This window comes from Streptomyces sp. TOM-9 (genome assembly GCF_056858595.1).
Map to the genome: position 1 here is coordinate 9,706,512 of NZ_JBXEQB010000001.1, position 15,152 is coordinate 9,721,663.

General features: G+C 68.4%; 13 protein-coding genes and 2 pseudogenes. 5 read left to right on the forward strand and 10 right to left on the reverse strand.

Annotated features, from left to right (window positions below; genetic code table 11):
- The first annotated feature begins 37 nt into the window (after positions 1-37).
- The gene (locus tag AC1VWI_RS44365) at positions 38-391 is read left to right on the forward strand and encodes an IS5 family transposase (protein ID WP_499517067.1); all 354 of its coding nucleotides are present in this window, start codon (positions 38-40) and stop codon (positions 389-391) included.
- On the opposite strand, the pseudogene AC1VWI_RS44370 reads toward AC1VWI_RS44365, so the two are convergent.
- From AC1VWI_RS44370 to AC1VWI_RS44385, 4 genes and pseudogenes are all read right to left on the reverse strand, one after another.
- Positions 378-1,508, reverse strand: a pseudogene (locus AC1VWI_RS44370) (IS110 family RNA-guided transposase); the annotation flags it as partial. The gene AC1VWI_RS44365 and the pseudogene AC1VWI_RS44370 overlap by 14 nt on opposite strands.
- Before the next feature lie 73 nt (positions 1,509-1,581).
- Positions 1,582-1,674 (reverse strand): annotated as a pseudogene (locus AC1VWI_RS44375) (hypothetical protein); the annotation flags it as partial.
- A gap of 110 nt (positions 1,675-1,784) precedes the next feature.
- The gene (locus AC1VWI_RS44380) at positions 1,785-3,317 is read right to left on the reverse strand and encodes an ISKra4 family transposase (protein WP_499516672.1); all 1,533 of its coding nucleotides are present in this window, start codon (positions 3,315-3,317) and stop codon (positions 1,785-1,787) included.
- 70 nt (positions 3,318-3,387) lie between these two features.
- Positions 3,388-3,930: a hypothetical protein gene (locus AC1VWI_RS44385; RefSeq protein WP_499516673.1), complete on the reverse strand. Its 543-nt coding sequence runs from the start codon at positions 3,928-3,930 to the stop codon at positions 3,388-3,390.
- 340 nt (positions 3,931-4,270) lie between these two features.
- On the opposite strand from AC1VWI_RS44385, the gene AC1VWI_RS44390 reads away from it, so the two are divergent.
- Together AC1VWI_RS44390 and AC1VWI_RS44395 are read left to right on the forward strand one after the other, a co-directional pair.
- Positions 4,271-4,570: a transposase gene (locus tag AC1VWI_RS44390; RefSeq protein ID WP_499508795.1), complete on the forward strand. Its 300-nt coding sequence runs from the start codon at positions 4,271-4,273 to the stop codon at positions 4,568-4,570.
- Positions 4,567-5,454, forward strand: a complete 888-nt coding sequence (locus tag AC1VWI_RS44395) for an IS3 family transposase (protein WP_499508794.1) — start codon at positions 4,567-4,569, stop codon at positions 5,452-5,454. Before AC1VWI_RS44390 ends, AC1VWI_RS44395 begins: the two co-directional genes overlap by 4 nt.
- A 30-nt stretch (positions 5,455-5,484) precedes the next feature.
- Here AC1VWI_RS44395 and AC1VWI_RS44400 read toward each other — a convergent pair whose 3' ends face one another.
- Positions 5,485-5,808 (reverse strand): hypothetical protein, encoded by a 324-nt coding sequence (locus AC1VWI_RS44400; protein WP_499508793.1) that lies wholly within the window; start codon positions 5,806-5,808, stop codon positions 5,485-5,487.
- 563 nt (positions 5,809-6,371) lie between these two features.
- Between AC1VWI_RS44400 and AC1VWI_RS44405 the strand changes: the two genes are divergently transcribed.
- The gene (locus tag AC1VWI_RS44405) at positions 6,372-6,527 is read left to right on the forward strand and encodes a hypothetical protein (protein ID WP_018560463.1); all 156 of its coding nucleotides are present in this window, start codon (positions 6,372-6,374) and stop codon (positions 6,525-6,527) included.
- A 787-nt stretch (positions 6,528-7,314) separates the two neighbouring features.
- Here the strand turns inward: AC1VWI_RS44405 and AC1VWI_RS44410 are convergent.
- A complete protein-coding gene (locus tag AC1VWI_RS44410) occupies positions 7,315-8,433 on the reverse strand; it encodes a fatty acid desaturase family protein (protein WP_400809115.1) in 1,119 nt (372 codons plus the stop codon).
- Between the two features lie 7 nt (positions 8,434-8,440).
- Entirely contained in the window at positions 8,441-9,496 is a 1,056-nt protein-coding gene (locus tag AC1VWI_RS44415) for a ferredoxin reductase (RefSeq protein ID WP_026251266.1), read from the reverse strand.
- An 86-nt stretch (positions 9,497-9,582) separates the two neighbouring features.
- On the opposite strand from AC1VWI_RS44415, the gene AC1VWI_RS44420 reads away from it, so the two are divergent.
- Complete coding sequence (locus tag AC1VWI_RS44420; RefSeq protein WP_400809119.1) at positions 9,583-10,722, forward strand: PucR family transcriptional regulator; 1,140 nt, start codon at positions 9,583-9,585, stop codon at positions 10,720-10,722.
- A 1,468-nt stretch (positions 10,723-12,190) separates the two neighbouring features.
- Here AC1VWI_RS44420 and AC1VWI_RS44425 read toward each other — a convergent pair.
- The 3 genes from AC1VWI_RS44425 to AC1VWI_RS44435 all read right to left on the reverse strand — a co-directional run bounded on the left by AC1VWI_RS44425 (position 12,191) and on the right by AC1VWI_RS44435 (position 15,135).
- Entirely contained in the window at positions 12,191-12,667 is a 477-nt protein-coding gene (locus AC1VWI_RS44425) for an STAS domain-containing protein (RefSeq protein ID WP_499516674.1), read from the reverse strand.
- Positions 12,668-13,187: 520 nt separating this feature from the next.
- Positions 13,188-13,412 carry a hypothetical protein gene (locus AC1VWI_RS44430; RefSeq protein WP_499508791.1) on the reverse strand — a complete coding sequence of 75 codons (225 nt, stop codon included), beginning with the start codon at positions 13,410-13,412 and terminating at the stop codon, positions 13,188-13,190.
- Positions 13,413-14,358: 946 nt separating this feature from the next.
- A complete protein-coding gene (locus AC1VWI_RS44435; RefSeq protein WP_499508790.1) occupies positions 14,359-15,135 on the reverse strand; it encodes a polysaccharide deacetylase family protein in 777 nt (258 codons plus the stop codon).
- Positions 15,136-15,152 lie beyond the last annotated feature (17 nt).

Genomic DNA, 15,152 nt, shown 5'->3' on the forward strand with positions numbered 1-15,152 from the left:
TGTCGTCAAACGATCTTGCCTGATACGTCGCCATGAACTGTCGGACGCCGAGTGGGAGTTCGTGCGGCCGCTGCTACCCCATGCCGAGACGGGGCGGAAACGGCTGGACGACCGGATGGTCCTGAACGGGATCGTGTGGAAGTTCCGGACCGGGTCCGCCTGGCGGGACGTGCCCGAGCGGTACGGGTCCTGGGCCACCTTGCATACCCGGTTCCGCCGGTGGGCTGCCGACGGCACCTTCGACCGGATGCTGCGGGCCGCCCAGGCGAAGGCGGATGCGGCCGGGGCCGTCGACTGGATGGTGTCCGTCGACTCCACCATCGTGCGAGCCCACCAGCATGCCGCCGGGGCACGAAAAGGTGCCCCTATGGCCTTCGTCAAGCCGCGGTAGGGGTCGGCGGGTCGTAGAAGGTGCCGTCGCGGAGCATGGCGAAGAGCACGTCGATGCGGCGTCTGGCGAGGGCGATCAGGGCTGCGACGGGGTGTTTCCCCTCGCGGCGTTGTCTGTCGTAGTAGGCCCGTGACTCCGGTTGCGAGAGCGAGGCGAATGCGGCGAGGTAGAAGGCGCGTTTGAGCTGCTTGTTACCTCGCCGAGCGGGGTGTTCGCCGCGGATGGAGGAGCCGGAGGCGCGCGTGACCGGAGCCAGGCCGGCGTAGGCGGCCAGGTGTCCGGCCGTGGCGAAGCCACTGCCGTCGCCGACGTCGATGAGGATCCGGGCGGCGGTCCTGACCCCGATGCCAGGTATCGAGATCAGGACCGGGGAAAGAGGGTGAGCCTCCAGCAGTTCCTCGATCCGGGCTGCGAGGAGTCTGCGCTGGTCCACCAGGGAGCCGAGGCTGGAGACGAGATTGGGGATGATCAGTGCGGCGGCGTCGGTGCCGGGGACGACCACGGTCTGCTCGTCGAGCGCGGTAAAGATGTCCTCGACCAGGCGCTCGGCCATCCGCGGGGCCTTCGGCCGCAGCAGCGTGACCAGTTTGCGCCGCCCTGCCTTCCTCAGCAGGGCAGGAGAGCCGAAGCGCTCGAGGAGGGCGAGCACGGCAGGGTGGTCCAGGCGGGGGCCGAGGACCTTCTCAAGCGGCGGATGGATCTGTGTCAGCAGGCCCCTCAGGCGGTTCTTGGTCCGTGTCACCTCGGTGGCCAGGTCATCGTCGAACCCGGTCAGCATCTCCAGCTCGGCCACGGTCTCGTCAGCCGCCTCGATGGCCCGCAGCGTGTGCGGCATCGAACGGGCCGCGTCCGCGATGACATAGGCGTCGCGAGCGTCGGTCTTGGCCTCGCCGGGGTAGAGATCAGCGATCCGCCGCATCGTCAGGCCCGGCAGATAGGCGACACGACAGCCCGCGTCACGAGCCACCGCCAGAGGCAGTGCACCTATGGAAGCAGGCGGGTCCACCATCACCAGGACGGTGCCGTGCTTGGCCTGGAGCTTGGCAAAGACCTCGCGGAGCTTCGGCTCGGTGTTGGGCAGCCGCTTGTCGAAGGTCCTCTTCCCCTCCGGGGTGAGCGCCGTCGGCGGCGGGCGGTACGTACTCGAGCGCGGAGTGAAGACGTTCTTCGTTGTACCAGGTGACCCACTGGAAGATCGCCCGCTCGACCTGGTCGAAGTCCCGCCACGGCCCTTGCATCTCGATCAGCTCGGCCTTGAAGGTGCCGTTCAGCGCCTCGGCCATCGCGTTATCGTACGAGTCGGCCACGGAGCCGACGGAGGCGGCGGCACCGATGTCGGCGAGCCGGTCGGTATACCGAATTGGGTGCAGTTCGTTTCGAGGGACGACGTTGATCAAGCAGTGAGGGCGACTTGCTGCGGGTAGGAGTCGGGGTAGATGCGCGCGTGCTCATGGCGGGTGTGGAAGCGCCAGTAGGGTTCGAGGTCGCCGTTGGCGACGACGGCACGTAGTCGCAGGATGGCTTCGGCTCCGGGTAGGCCCCAGCGGGCGCCGGTGATGTCGAGGCGATCGGCGATCAGGTGTCGGCAGGCGCCCTCGACCGCGCCGGTGGCGATCGGCCACCCGTTGTTGAGTGCGGTGTCGTAGCGAAGCTGGTCGAGGTGCCCGGTCAAGTAGCGGTGGCAGGCGTCGACGGCCTCGCGCCGGGCGGCGGGCAGTTGTTCTTCAACGGCTTGAGCGGTCATCTCCGCGGCCGCGCGGGCGGCGTGGCCTGCCAGGATCGCCGTCAGATGGTCGGCCGCCCAGGCTTCTGCCTCAGTGGTTCCGGGTTTGTGGAAGGCGTGGGCGGCAGCCCAGGTGTACTCGGCGACGTGCACGAAGTCGAGCAGGATGTGGACCGTGACGCCGCGTCGGGCGGTCTCCGCTGCGATGAGGTCGAGCTGGTGGCGGGCGCCGTCGACGAGGACGACCCACGGTCGCAGGTGCTTCGGGTCGCGGGCTTGGGCCTGGTCGAAGACGTCGGCGATGACCTGTTCGGGCGAGCGGACGAGCGAGGCGTTGCACCACTTGTTCTCCGCCTTCGGTCCTGGGCGGGCGGGACGCTCGCCGCTGCGGCCGCCGGGTGGGTGGATCACGTCGTGCGGGCGTCTGGGCGCCGGGCGGGTGTCGAAGATGCAGGCCACGGTCGCCATCCGCTTGCGGTTCGGCTTCTCGCCGGGGGCGAGTCGGCCGCGGTGGCCGCTGGCTGCCTTCTCGGCGGCTCGTCTGGTGGCTTCGCGCAGAGCCTCGGGGCGCATGACCACGCCCTTTCCGTCCACCTGGACCACCAGCGGCATCTCTCGGCTGCACGGGACCGGGATCCTGGCCTGGTAGAAGCCGTCGATGTCGACCGCGGCGGCGACCACGAGCTCTTCCAGCCTGCGCTTGCCGAGCACGTTCCCGCATCGGCGCTCGATCGCGTCGTGTGCCTGGTCGAACGAGCCGCGGACGGCTTCGGTGAGTGCGAGTCGCCGTAAACCCGTCGAGTGCCGGCCGGCGGGCAGCGACAACGCGGTGTCGGCGGGATGGACGTTGCAGGCGCCGGGGCCGCGGTGGGCGACCCGGGTGACGCGGACCATCCCGAACACGGTGGCCAGCCAGCGCTGGTGGCCTGGTTCGCGCCAGGGGCGCATCCGGCCCTCCGACCCTACCACGACTGGGCCGGCACCTGCGCGGACCTGCTTCTCCTCGCGCGCCGCACGCAGGTCCAGGTGGTCCTGCAGCAGCAGCCGGAGCAGGTCCCGCCCGGCCTTTTCAAGGTGTTCCTCCAGTTCGGCATGGGTCCAGGTGCTCGCATCGCCGCCTGACAGGGTGCGTATCAGCGTCTCGAAGGCACTGAGGGAGTAGGCAAAGGGGTCAGCGGTGGCATGCGTGTCGTACGGTGTCATCTCCAGGGCTCTTCCCGTCCAGCATCGATTGGGTCGCACCTTCGAATGTAGGCGCGGAAGAGCCCTGCTGTTAACGGGAGTTGGGTGAAGCGCCACCCCGGCGGCGAGCCGGAGCGAACATGCCCGGCGTGTCCTCGTCCAGCCAACCGCGCTCCACCAGCCGCTTCAGCTTCGACCGCGTGCCCTCGATCTTCCCGGCCTCGGCCGGCAGCCCGATCCTCGGCACGATCTGCTTGGCGCGGACCGGCCCCGGAGCGTCGGCCACCACTTCCAGAATGTCCCGATACACGCGTGGCAGGACCTCCGTCCCCATCCCGGGCTGCCAGTTCGGCACCGTCAGCACCCCGATCACGTGCCGCTCGGCCCCCGCATACGCCGACGCCGTGGAATCAACCGCGCTCGACCGATCGGTGTCGACCGCGTCCCCCGGTTTCTGCGGTGTCATCTCCGCCAGCACCTCGGCGACCGTCTCCCGAGCGATCCGCAGTCGCTCCAGCCCTTCCCGGGCCGCACTCAGCCGCCTGGACACCTCGGCGAGCTCGGCTTCCAGCGCCTCCACCCGCGTCCGGGCAGTCGCCTCGCGGGCTTCCAGTTCCTCGAACAGCGAGCCCATCCACCGCTCCTCTCCCGCTACCACGGTAGAGACGAGCAGACCAGAGCGGGAGTGGCTGTCTCGTTCGGGGACAGCTACGGACGGATCACGATGCTGCTGAGAGTGCCGTCACCCCACACCGTGGTCTGCATCATCATCCGACCGTCCAGGGAAGCCACCGTGAACTCCGGAACGAAACGATCAGTGAAGAGTGTCGCGAACCCGCTCCGCAGCAAGTCCACCTCGCTCCCCACCAGGTTCCACTCATCGAGCAGCTGGACCCGGAACCACACTGAAGCTTCCCCTCGATCGTGGACACCTGGAGACTGGGATCTTGAGGTTCCAGAGGAAGTAGCACCAGGTGGGAAGTAAGTACACGAAGCGTTACACCGAGGAGTTCAAGCGGGATGCGATCGCGCTCGTTGATTCCTCGGGCAAGACGGTCACTGCCGTCGCTCGGGAACTCGGCATCAGCTCCGAGTCCCTGCGCGGCTGGTACCGCCGGGCGAAGGCAGACCAGGGCGAGGGCAAGTCCGGTGAGCTGACCAGCGCCGAGCGCGAGGAGCTCAAGCGGCTGCGCAAGGAGGTCCGCGAACAGCAGCAGACGATCGAGATCCTGAAAAAAGCGACGGCCTTCTTCGCGAAGGAGAACGACCGGTGAGCGAGCTGTACCGGTTTATCCACACGGAGAAGGCGAACTATCCGATCATTCTGCTGTGCCGGGTGCTGAAGGTCGCCCGGTCCTCCTACTACGCCTGGTGCGAGGGCGAGGCCGCCCGCCGTGCCAAGCGGGCCGCCGACGACGCACTCGCACACGAGATCACCGTGGTGCACATCGCTTCCCGGCACACCTACGGCGTCCCGCGCATCCACGCCGAACTGCGCCGCCTGGGCCGACGGGTGAACCGCAAGCGCGTCGCCCGCGTGATGCGTGAACGCGACATCCGCGGCGTCACCCGGCGCAGACGGCGTTCGCTGACCCGGCCGGACGCGAAAGCGAAGCCGGCCCCGGACCTGATCGGCCGCGACTTTCATGCCGAACGCCCCGGGACCAAGCTGGTCGGCGACATCACTTACCTGCCCACCGCCGAGGGCTGGCTCTACCTCGCCTGCTGGCTGGACCTGGCCACCCGCGAAGTCGTCGGCTACGCCATGGCCGACCACCACCGCGCCGAGCTGGTGGTCGACGCTCTCGACATGGCGCACGGCCGAGGCGGACTCGAGCCCGGCTGCGTGGTCCACAGCGATCGCGGCAGCGAATACACCTCGACCCAATTCCGTGAGCGCATAGGGAGGTTGGGGCTGCGGCAGAGCTGCGGACGCACCGGATCATGCTTCGACAACGCCGCCGCGGAGAGCTTCTGGGCCCTGCTCAAGGAAGAGATCGGCACCCGCACCTGGCCCGACCGGGCCACCGCCCGCGCCGAGGTCTTCTCCTTCATCGAGACCTTCTACAACCGCCGCCGCCTACGCAAGCACCGCACGTTCGGCTACCTCACCCCGGCCGAGACCAGGCAACGTCAGCAGCACACGCTCGCGGCATAACGATCACGTGTCCGAGATCACGGGGAAACTTCACACCTCGTAGGGCTCATCGTCTGGGTCTTCCCCGAGGCGTGCGCGGCCCAGCGACAGGAGGAACTCCCGCTGGTCGTCGAGGAGCCCATACTCCGTGGCCATACGGTGCCAGTTCGCGTTGACCTTGTCCGCGAAGTTCGGAGCATCCAGGTCGGCGACTTCATCCGGGTCGGAGTCGAAGCGCCCGTCTTCAGGCCGGGCGCTCGCAGGCGACACGTACTGCGGCAGCGGGGGCAGCAGAACCTCCTGCTGGACCCGTTCCACGAGTCGAAGCCCCGCGGGTCTGAGCAAGTCAGCAATTTCGGCGTCAGTCAGAATCACGGCAGCACAGTAACCCCAGGTCACACCGCCCACACCGGAATATCGAGTGCTCCAGGCGCCCAGGCACCTACGACCGGCTGGTCACGAGTTCCCTCGAAACGAGCCGCACCCTACCGAATTGGCACGTATCGGGACCCGCGGTCGCTGTGATGAATGAGGCCGGAGCCTGCCTTGATCCGGCGTCTCCACAGAGCCATCTCCAGCGTAACCAGGGCAGTTCAGTCCTCATGTGGTTCGCGACCTGCCAGAGCCTCTTTATAGATGCCGAGGTCCTTCGCGACGTGGCGATCGGGCGGCCGGTGATGCGGACCTCGCAGACCGCGCGCTCGCGGAGCTCGTCCGGGTATTTACGGTGCTGCCATGGTGCTGGTGGATCTCCTTCGCAGGGACCGCAACCCTGGCATCGGGGACTCCACAAATCTCAGTACAGCTCAGCATCCCCGGTTGTTGAGAGTAGTGCCGGGCTGTCTTTGACACCAGGGTTGTAGTCCATCGGGTGGAGGGTCCTCGTCTTGTGCGTGTTGTCCCTTTAGTCTGGGGGCAGCCGTCGAAGGGAGGCCGCCATGTCGGATAAGCCGATGGGCCCGCTGGGTACGGAGATGCGGGAGATCACATTCCCGGACCACTCCCGCGGGATCATCCTGGTGCAGGCGGGGACCCCACAGGACGAGGCCGATGAGATGGCCGCACGCGTGTGGGCTGAGCTGCCCAAAGGCTAGGGCCGTGAGGGAGTACCTGGAGAAGGCTGTCGAGGCGGCGTAGAGAGCCGGCAGCGACCGCCGCGTTTGCCTCTTCGCTCCCCGCCTGGGGTCATGGTTCTTGTCGGCGGCGGTGGTCTGCTTCCTGGAGGGCCCTCTTGTATGTTTCTGCGGCTTCTGGGGGTCGGCCTGCGCGGGCGCTGAGGTCGGCGGCCAGCAGCCTGTTGAGAGCACTGGGTTGGCGCTTTCGGCTGTACTCGAGCAGCAGGAGGGCTGTGAGCTCACCCTGGCGGAGATACAGATGCGTCAGGGAGTCGGACGCGCCGGAGACCAGCGCCCGGTGCACACGCTTTTCGTAGGCGCGTCTGTGCAGCTCGGCGAAACGTGTCTGAGGTTCCTCGAACACGCAGGGCTGGGCGGGAAGGTAGGGGGCCAGGCTGTCCAACAAGAAGGGGAAGTCCTGGCCATCCTGACAGTAGTACGGCTGTTCCCTGCTGCCGGATCCGGCAGGGTCGAGGCGGAAACGGACGACGAAGGCCGTGACGAGCCGGGGCCGGGAGCGGGCCGGCCTGAGTTCCACCGGAGACCGGACAGGGCCCGACCACGGCAGGTCAGCGCACTACAACACCTCGCCGGGGGCTGGGTGCTGAGCTCCTGGCGCACGTCCAGGCAGCGCAGCCGGACACCGGGCTGCCCGGATCCCGTGTCGTACGGTCTGATGTCGCGGTCGCCCACCGTCCGCAACGGATCTCACCGAACCCGGCGGTGCCGCCGGTACGTCCGGAAGATCTGAACCAATACCGGGAATTCAGGCCGCGACGAGCTCCTGCTCGCAGTCCGGCGTCGTGACCTTGGGCTTCTTGTTCGGCAGCGAGAGCCGGACAACCTTGTGCCACGCGGAGAACACCTGCTTGGGCAGCGGGCCGGTGACGTACTCCAGCTCGTACTTCTCGAACAGCGCGCGCACCTTCACCGCGACCTCGGCGTACCGGTTGCTCGGCAGGTCCGGGAACAGGTGGTGCTCGATCTGGTGCGACAGGTTGCCGGTCATGAAGTGCATGGCCTTGCTGCCGCTGATGTTTGCCGAGCCCATCATCTGGCGCAGGTACCACTGGCCGCGCGTCTCGCCCTTGATCGACCGGCGCTCGAAGACCTGTACGCCCTCGGGGAAGTGCCCGCACATGATCACCGAATGGGACCAGATGTTGCGGACCAGGTTCGCGGTGAATGTGGCGGTAAGCGTGGTGAGGAACGACGGACCTGACAGCAGCGGGTGGATCACGTAGTCCTTGAGCACCTGCTTACGGATCTTGCGGCCCACGGCCGTGGCCCGCGCGCGGAACTCCGGGTTCTTGCGGCGGCGCTTGTGCAGGTTCTTGCCGAGCTCCAGGTCGTACGCTGCGATGCCGTACTCGAAGAAGCAGGCGTTGATGAAGTTCCACAGCGGCTGGCCGAGGTGGAACGGGTGCCACTTTTGGTCCTCGTCGACGCGCATGATGCCGTAGCCGAGGTCGTTGTCCTTGCCGATCACGTTGGTGTACGTGTGGTGCAGCTCGTTGTGCGAGTGCTTCCACTGCTCGGACGGCGAGACGTGATCCCACTCCCAGGTGGTGGAGTGGATCTTCGGGTCTCGCATCCAGTCCCACTGGCCGTGCAGGACGTTGTGGCCGATCTCCATGTTGTCCATGATCTTCGCCACGGACAGCCCGGCGGTGCCGAGCAGCCACGCGGGCGGGAAGATCGAGAACAGCAGCACGCCTCTGCTGACCAGCTCGAGCTTGCGCTGCGCCGAGATGACCTTACGGATGTAGGCGGCGTCTTTCTCGCCGCGGCTGGCGATCACCTCGTCGCGGATCGCGTCCAGCTCACGGCCAAGCTCCTTGATCTGCTCCGCGGTCAGGTGGGCGGTGGGGTCGATGGCGGTCAAGGTGCTCCTACCGTTCGATGTCGCAGGGGCCCGCCGCGGCGGACACGCAGGTCTGGATGAGGACGCCCGGCTCGGCCTCGGTGATCTCGCCGGTGCGCAGGTCGCGGACGGCGCCCGCCTTGAGCGGCGTGATGCAGCCGAAGCAGATGCCCATGCGGCACCCGGAGGGCATGAGCACGCCGGCCTCCTCACCGATGTCCAGCAACGGCGTGGCGCTGTCCGCGTCGACGGTCTTGCCGGTGGCGCTGAACGTGACCTCGCCGCCGTCGCCGGCGACGACGATGCTGGGGCGGAAGCGTTCGGTGTGCAGGCGCTCTTGTACGCCGTGCTCGGTCCAGTGCTCTTCGGCGGCGTCGAGCAGGCCCGCGGGCCCGCAAGCCCAGGTCTCGCGCTCGGACCAGTCGGGCACGAGTTCGTCGAGACGGGCGATGTCGAGCATGCCGTCTGTGTCGGTGTGCACCTCCCTGAGCCGCAGCTTCTTGTCCGCGACCAGGTCGTGCAGTTCCTTGCGGAAAATCACGTCTTGCGGCTGTGGCGCGCAGTGGACCATGACGACGTCGTCGAACTCGATGTCGCGCAGCATGCCCATCACGGGCGTGATGCCGCTGCCGGCCGTCAGGTAGAGCACCTTGTCGGGCTTGGCCTGCGGCAGCACGAAGTCACCGGTCGGCTGGTCGAGCTGGATCAGCGTGCCCGGTTTCGCCCTGCGGACCAGGTAGTTGCTGACCTTGCCGTCCGGGATCGCCTTCACGGTGATCGTGACGCGGCCGTCCTGGCGGTTTGTCGGCGAGGTGATGGAGTAGGCACGCCACAGGCGCACCCCGTCGACGTCGACCCCGATCCGCACGTACTGACCGGCTGTGTGGCCGCGCCAGCCCCGTCCTGGCCTGATCACGATAGTCGCGGCGTCACCCGTCTCGGGGTGCACGGCCTCGATGCGCCCACGCAGGTCAGCGCCCGCACGTAGCGGGCTGACCAGGTCGAGGTAGTCCGACGGCAGCAGCGGCGTCGTGACCATCTCCAGCAGTTTCCACGCCCTGCTGCGGAGGGCTGCACTCGTCATGACTCCAGCTTGCTGCGCCTCAAGGCGTAAAGTCCTGACCGCAGGACGTGAATCTGGTCGGCTGAATTGTTCGCAGGGAACAAAACGTGAGCCATGCAATCAGGAGGGCCAGCGGACTGGCCCTGGATGAGACGACGGTCACCGCACTTCGGGCCGCGCTGAAGACCACCGCCGACGAGGTCGTCCAGGCGATCATCGACGAGGTCCCTTCCTACGCCAACGCCCTTTCGGGCAGCATGGGCGGCACCATCCGCCGAGCCGTCCGCACCGCCCTGGGGCACTACCTGGACCTCGCGAGCGGGAACGCCACAGGCGGCGACGCCGGTGACGCAGCCTACGAGTTGGGCCGCGGCGAGGTGCGCGACGGCCGTTCGATGGACGCCCTGCTCAGCGCCTACCGCGTCGGCGCCCGCGTGGCCTGGCGATGCCTGGCAGCGGGTGCCGTGTCCGCAGGTCTGCCCGCCGCCGAGGTCGCCAAGTTCGCCGAGCTGACCTTCGCCTACATCGACGAGCTCTCCGCCGCGAGCGCCGCGGGCCACGCTGACGAACTGGCTGCCCGGGGCAGGGCCCACGAGCGCCAGCTGGAACACCTGGCCCGCGACCTTCTCGCCGGCGCGAGCCCGGACGTGCTGCTGGCCTCTGTTCAACGGGCCGGGTGGCAGCCTCCGGTTTCGCTGACCGCGGTCCTGCTGCCTGCCGCGCAGGCCAGGCCTGCCTACCGCGCGCTCGACCCGAGCACCCTCGTCCTCGACGATCTGCCGGATGCCACCGGTGTGCTGCTCGTCCCGGATGCCGACCGATCACATCTCTTGCGGCAGCTAACCGGCCGCACCGCCGTGGTCGGCCCGGCCCGGCCATGGACTCGTGCGTCCGCCTCGTACGCACGAGCCGTACGCGCGCGCTCCCTCTCCTCTGATATTCGCGACACCGAGGACCACCTGCCCGAGCTGGTGCTGAGCGCCGACGTGGACGCGTTCGCAGACCTGCGTGTCCAAGCCCTCGCACCGTTGCGGACCTTGCCTGTCGCGACCGCACAGCGGCTGGAGGAGACGTTGCGGGCGTGGCTGCTGCACCAGGGCAGGCGGGACGAGGTGGCGGCGGCGTTGTTCGTCCACCCCCAGACAGTCCGGTACCGGATGTCGCAGCTGCGGGAGCTGTTTCCGGATCTCGCATCGCCACACCGGGTCCTTGAGCTGACTCTGGCGGTCGGTCTCCGGGTCAGCTGACCGTCCACGGCCGCGTCCGCGAGCGGTCCAGGAATCGTGCCTCGTTCTCGGTGCCATCAGCTGGCTCATGCGGCCCGTGGGAAGAGCGGTATGAGCCAGCTGAGACCGGGGGTTGATGCAAGGCCGGGTAGTTAACGTATTCGTGCTGGTGGCAATGGGTTCATGGGTTGCCCTGGCTGGTGTAGTTGGCGGGTCCGGTTTGGCGGATGAGTCCGTGGCGGGCCCATCATCCGCAAACAGAGCGGGCGCAACACCGGTGCGCGGCCCTTCGTTTGCCGTTGCGGCGGGGGTTGCGCTGTGCGTTGCGGCGCCGGTTGCGCGGGCCGTTGCGGCGTCCGTTGCGCACGCACCACCGACCGCCCCGCGTTTTCCCAGGTCACAGCCCATTTTCCCGAAGCACGCGGTCCTGACTTCCCCTTGTGGGAGGGGGTAGGCGGGGTTTCCCTGCGCGGGCGCGCCCGCTCTCGCCCGTAGCGGGACCTGGCCCGGGGGGCCGCTGCGCGGGGCTGACGAGAAGCGGGGTGCGGCCCGGCGGGGCGGGCCGCGGTGGCGGTCCGCGGGCTTTCCGAACGGCACGAGGCTCCCGGGAACCACGGGGAGAGAGAACTGTGCGAGGACTGCGAAAGCCACGCGAGGGTCGCCGCGCTCCAGGCCGAGCGCGAAAGCCGCGGGACTCGACATCACCGGCGCCCGCTGGGGCCTTCCCGGGGCCGAAGCCGTCCTCCGGCTCCGCACTGTGGAAGGCGTGCGCGGCGGCGCAGACGTACTCGGCAACGTGAACGAAGTCCAGCAGGACGTGCACCGTGATCCCGCGCCGGTGGGTGCCTGGGGTCGCGGGCCTGAGCTTGGTCGAAGCCTGGGACTTCGCCCACCACCGGGCCAAGACCTCGGGCGTGGGCGGAGTGGTGCTTCGTCGTCGACCTGCTCGGCGCTGCCGCGATGATCTTCATGCCGTAGCGCCGGGCGGCCTGACGACACACCGGCCGGGTACAGCCGTAGTCCGCACACGAAGCCTGACCGTGCCGCACCCGCCAGCGTGCGGGTCGGCGGGGCGCGGGGACCGCCACAGCTACAGCCACCGGCAAAGTCACGGAAGCGGGCATGGTCAAGGATTTTACGGTCCCGGCAGCACGTGGCCCCCAGGCCCATGCGTCCCTGGGGGGCCAAGCGGGGCTGTGCTTCGGATAGTTCAACGACGGAACCCTGCGGGCGTCACCCCACACGAATGGCCAAAGCCATGTGCGATCTGTCGGTTTCGGAGCAGTGGTTGCGAGAGACAGTTGATCGTTGGTGTGTTGTTGCTGGTAAATGGCTGTTTTCGCGGGGTGGGGCCACTGTCACGAGGGTGAGAGATCTGGCTCGGGGCGACTGCCATGCGGTGTTATCCAGCAGGTGAACATGCTGTTGTGGGCGCGAGAGATCGCAGCGAAGCCTCGTGTACACCGTGGCTGGCTCATGCAAGGTGCTGTCAGCTGCTCAGGGCGGCCTCGGCGTCGGCGACGGTGTCGAAGACCCGAAGGACGTGATCGGCTCCGGTGATCTCCAGGATCCGGCGCAACTGGTCCGGGACGCAGGCCAGGACCAGCACCACCCCTGCGGCCTCCGCCTCACGGCGGGCTCCCAGCAGCACGTTCAGACCCGCTGAGTCACAGAACGACACATCGGTCAGGTCCAGCACGACGGCCCGCTCCGCTCGATCGATCACCTGCGTCAGCCGCCCGCGCAGCTCTGGCTGCGAGACATAGTCCATGGTCCCGTGCACCCTCGCCACCAGGCAGGGGCCCGACTCGGTCACCTCGACCGAAAGAAGGTCATTCACAACGCCTGCCCAACTGTCTCGCATGGGACCTGAAGAGGTACCGCCGAGCCTATCGGGCAGGGGTGGCCCGGTACCGCTACAAGCGAGGCCAGGCCGCGGGAGTCGTCGGTGGCAGCGGGATCTCATCCAGCCTCAGCCAGCGCTCCTTGCCCTGGGCATCGGGCAGGCGGAAGCGTAGGTCCCGGGCGTCGTCCGCCTCGTACGGGGTGTCCCCGACCGCCCGCAGCAGGGCCCGAAGTCTCGGGTAGGGCGCCTGCATCGCCCGCCCACGCACGCCCTCACTGGCGCAGAGCAGCCAGCGCCAGGGACGCGACGTTCGCTCTGGTGGGCAAGCCCGTTCCCGGGGGCTTGCCCACGCTGCGGACCGGCGGGCGCGCCTGCGGCGGCGGGTTGCCGCGACCAGCTCCTGGTGCTCCTGGCGGGGTGCCTGGAGGGTGGGCTGGAGGGTGGTCTGGACGGTTGCGTGCAGGGGTGCACCGGGGGTGGGACCGAAGGTAGCCAGGCCCGTCTTCGGTGCGGTGGTGTTGCTGCTGGTCATGGCCGGTGGGCAAGCCGGTGCGGGACGGCGACACCTCCTGCCCAGCGCGATAGCCGCAGGGGAGGGAGAGGTATCTGGTGTCGACCGCGGGGCGGGAACGGCCTCCGGTCAGGTGGTTACGCCGCTCCACGATCGCGGCACCGTGAGGTGGTGTTCGCCGTCACTGCGGGCCAGCAGGCGCCAGCCGTGCGGGTCGACGTCGGTGTCCGTGGCGGCGGCGCAGTTGGCCATGACCTCGAACACCGCCCCCGCCAGTTCCTGTCGGGTCAGTCCGCTGATCTGGGACAGGGCGAGGGTGGGCGCACGGGAATGGTGATCTGTCCGTGGGCCCATTCGTCCATGACCGCGTGCGTGGTGATCGGCCCGGCGCGCACGATGCGGGCCAGTGTGAAGCGGTACGCCACCACCACGCGGTCACCCCCCTTTGATCACTCCCCCGGGTGTCACCCTGCGTCGTCTGCTGGCCCACGTCAATGCCCGGCAGGGCACAGCGAACGTCCCCGCAGACCCCGGCACCATTCCTTGCAATATCCCTTGCACTATTACTTGCGCTATCCCTTGCGCTATCGCTTGCACCCCGGTCTCGGGCCGCGACATTGCCTGCGCCATCACCTGCGGCAACGCCTGCGTCATTACCTGCGCCATCACCTGCGGCTTTGCGGTGACTCACCGGTCTGTTGCCGCAGGCCAGACCCGGTGGTGAGTGAGGCGTGTGGCTCTGACTTCCCCTGGAACCGCCCCTTGGATCCACGAACAGGATGGAGAGGGCTGGTTCGTGGGGAACGCTTCCCCGCCGCTGGGCGGGGCGAGGGCGCGCCGCTGGCCCGGCGCCCGGGCCTGGGGTTGTGGCGGCCCCGGGTCGGGGCCGCGCGTGGGGGGCGGCGGCATGCCGGCTGGAGGCCGCTTGTGGCGTCGTGGCAGGGGTTGCGGCGGGCGTTGCGCACAGTCCGGCGGCCGAGCTGTATTCGCCCTGGTCACAGGCGGTTTTACGGGCGCGTGCCGGTCTGACTTCTCCTGTATGGGGGTGTGGGCGTGGCGTAGCCGGCTCCTTGCGCGGGGGTGCGCCCGCCTCTCCGGCCGTCGCGGAGGCGGCCTGGGAGCCGCCGCGCTGGGCCGGTGGTGGGATGGCGGCCCGCAGAGAGCGGGCCGCAGGGACCTCACGACCGACCACACCTGAAATGGGATGCCGAACGAGTCGCCGGAGTTCGGCGGAACCGGTGGCCGCCGCTCCCGCGGTGGCGAGGGGCCCAAGGAGGCGGACGCTTCGCGCGTCAGTCAGTCACTTGTAGATCTTGCCGGGCTCGGCCTTGGACGGAGCGAGCAGCTGGGAGACGGTCACGAAGGTGTAGCCCTGCTTGCTGAGCGCCTCCAGGATGGAAGGCATGGCCGGCACGGTGCCCTTGTGCAGCGGGTGGAGCAGGATGATCCCGTCGCGGCCGGCGCCCTCGAGTACGCGCCTGGTGATCAGCGCGGTGTCATCCGTCTCGTAGTCCTTCGCGGTCACCGTCCACAGCACCTGCGCCATCCCCAGTTCTTTCGAGACCTTGGAGACGCGGTCGTCGGTGCGGCCCTGGGGCGGGCGCATCAGCATCGGCTCGCTGCCGGTGATGCCGGAGATGGCCCGTGCCGTGCGGCGCAGCTCGTCGCGGATCTGCGCATCAGCGACATCGGTCAGCACCGCGTGCGTCCAGGTGTGGTCCCCGATCTCGTGGCCGTCCTTGGCGATCCGCCGCACCACATCCGGGAACTTGTGGATGCGCCGGCCCTCAAGGAAGAACGTCGACGGCGCCTTGTACTCCTTCAGGAGGTCCATCAGCCGGTCGGTGGGTTCGCCCGGATTGCCGTCGAAGGTGAGCGCGATGCACTTGTCCTTCCGGCAGTCCACCTGCCCCGACGGTACGCGTGCTCCTGACGCGGCCCGGCCGCGTTCCTCGCCCGGGGAGAGCGTCTCCATCTTGTTCGCCTGGATGACCATGACGACGGTCACCGTCACGGCCGCCACCACGGCCAGGGTCAGGAGTATGAGCAGGCGAGGCCGCCTCTTCAGGATCTTCACTCGAAAGGAGAAGATTC

Excerpts from the sequence above, each read along its gene's own strand:
- AC1VWI_RS44385 (WP_499516673.1), bottom strand. The coding sequence starts at position 3,930 with ATGGGCTCGCTGTTCGAGGAACTGGAAGCCCGCGAGGCGACTGCCCGG.
- AC1VWI_RS44415 (WP_026251266.1), bottom strand. The coding sequence starts at position 9,496 with ATGACGAGTGCAGCCCTCCGCAGCAGGGCGTGGAAACTGCTGGAGATG.
- AC1VWI_RS44425 (WP_499516674.1), bottom strand. The coding sequence starts at position 12,667 with ATGAGATCCCGCTGCCACCGACGACTCCCGCGGCCTGGCCTCGCTTGT.
- AC1VWI_RS44405 (WP_018560463.1), top strand. The coding sequence starts at position 6,372 with ATGTCGGATAAGCCGATGGGCCCGCTGGGTACGGAGATGCGGGAGATC.
- AC1VWI_RS44380 (WP_499516672.1), bottom strand. The coding sequence starts at position 3,317 with ATGACACCGTACGACACGCATGCCACCGCTGACCCCTTTGCCTACTCC.
- AC1VWI_RS44430 (WP_499508791.1), bottom strand. The coding sequence starts at position 13,412 with ATGGGCCCACGGACAGATCACCATTCCCGTGCGCCCACCCTCGCCCTG.